Origin of the sequence: Pseudomonas sp., assembly GCF_035512415.1 — a bacterium.
GTDB lineage: Bacteria > Pseudomonadota > Gammaproteobacteria > Pseudomonadales > Pseudomonadaceae > Aquipseudomonas.
The window spans coordinates 1-1,869 of record NZ_DATKDZ010000007.1; the positions used below are offsets into that span (position 1 = coordinate 1).

1 protein-coding gene is annotated in these 1,869 nt (G+C 66.4%); it reads left to right on the forward strand.

All coding sequences use genetic code 11. The features are described from left to right. Nucleotides 1-150: 150 nt before the first annotated feature. On the forward strand, nucleotides 151-1,869 hold a 1,719-nt coding region (locus tag VMP31_RS03220; RefSeq protein WP_422662546.1), incomplete at its 3' end, for an IS1634 family transposase.

Sequence of the window (1,869 nt, forward strand, 5' to 3'; positions counted from 1 at the left end):
CCCGTCTTTCTCACTTTTCCGTGGATAACCTGTGAGTTGAGCGTTGCCTGCAGCGCAAGTCGTTGATCTGCAAGGAGCGCGAGGCGACGAGGCGTGTAGTGGAGACCTTGGTCCTTGCGCGCGATGCGTGGGGTGCCTAAATTTGCGGCCATGTTCCTGCGCTGCAACCGACGCAAGAAGGACGGCAAGAGCCACGATTACTGGAGCGTGGTGGAGAACCGCCGCTGCAGCGATGGTCGTGTGGTGCAGCGCCAAGTGCTGTACCTGGGCGAGATCAACGCCAGCCAGCGCGAGGCGTGGCGCAAGACCATCGAGCTGCAAGACGCCGGCACGCGGCGCCAAGTGGCGCTGTTCCCCGCCGGCTCGATGCCGGTGGACGACGTCGATGCGATCGGCGTGCGCTTGAGCGAGCTGCGCCTGCAGCGGCCCCGCCAGTGGGGTGCGTGCTGGCTGGCCCTGCAGCTGTGGCAGCAACTCGAACTCGACAGCTTCTGGCGCCCGAGGTTCGCGCGTGCGCAAGGCAGCACGCCGTGGCTGAAGGTGCTCAAGACGCTGGTGACCTACCGGCTCATCGATCCGGGCTCCGAATGGCGGCTGCACCGCCATTGGTTCGACGCCAGCGCGATGGCCGACCTGCTCGATTCGGACTTCGCGCTGGCCGAGAAGAACACGCTGTACCGCTGCCTGGACCGGCTGCTCGAGCACAAGGACGCGCTCTTCAAGTTCCTCGTGCGGCGCTGGGGCGAACTCTTCGGTGCGAAGTTCGACGTGCTGCTGTACGACCTGACCAGCACCTACTTCGAGACCGACGAAGACCGCGGGCGCGAGGACCTGCGCCAGTTCGGCTACAGCCGCGACAAGCGAGGCGACTGCCGCCAGGTGGTCATCGCGCTGATCGTCACGCCCGAGGGCTTCCCGCTGAGCTACGAGGTCATGAGCGGGGACACCGCCGACTCCACCACCTTGAGCGGCTTCCTCGACCGCATCGCACAGCGCTATGGCCGGGCCAACCGCATCTGGGTGATGGACCGCGGCATCCCCACCGAGGACAGCCTGGCCAAGATGCGAAGCATCGGCGCGAGTTACCTGGTGGGCACGCCCAAGGGGCGGCTGACCAAGCTGGAGCAGTCCTTCCTTGCCCAGCCCTGGGCGCGGGTGCGCGAGGGCGTGCAGGTCAAGCGACTGGCCACCGAGGAAGACGTGTATGTGCTCGCGCAAAGCGACGCGCGCATCGACAAGGAGCGCGGCATGCGCAGGAAGCGGCTGCGCCGCTACGTCGAACGCCTGAAGGCGCTGCAGGGCCAGGCCCTCACACGCGACCAGCTGCTGATGAAGCTCGGTGCGGCCAAGCACGACGCCGGGCGGGCATCCGCTGTGGTGAAGGTCACGTGCCCCAAACAGGCCGCGACGACGGCGAGCCTGGAGTTCAGCCTGGACCGCGACAAGCTGCGCCAGGTGCGTCGAAGAGAGGGCCGCTATCTGCTGCGCACCAACCTTGGCGCACACGACCCGGCGCAGTTGTGGACCTTCTACATCCAGCTCACCGAGGTCGAGCAGGCCTTCAAGGAGATCAAGCACGACCTGGCGATCCGGCCGATCTTCCACAAGACCGAACAGCGCATCGAGGCGCACATCTTCGTGGCCTTCCTGGCCTACTGCCTGCAGGTCACGTTGAAGGCCAAGCTCAGGACGCTGGCCGGCGGCACCACGCCGCGCGAGGTGCTCGACAAGTTCAAGACCTTGCAGATGGTGGACGTGCACCTGCCCACCACCGATGGCCGCGAGCTGACCTTGTCGCGCTACACGCAGCCCGAGCCGGAGCACCGGATGTTGCTGGACCAGTTGCGGCTGAGCCTGCCAAGCCAGCCG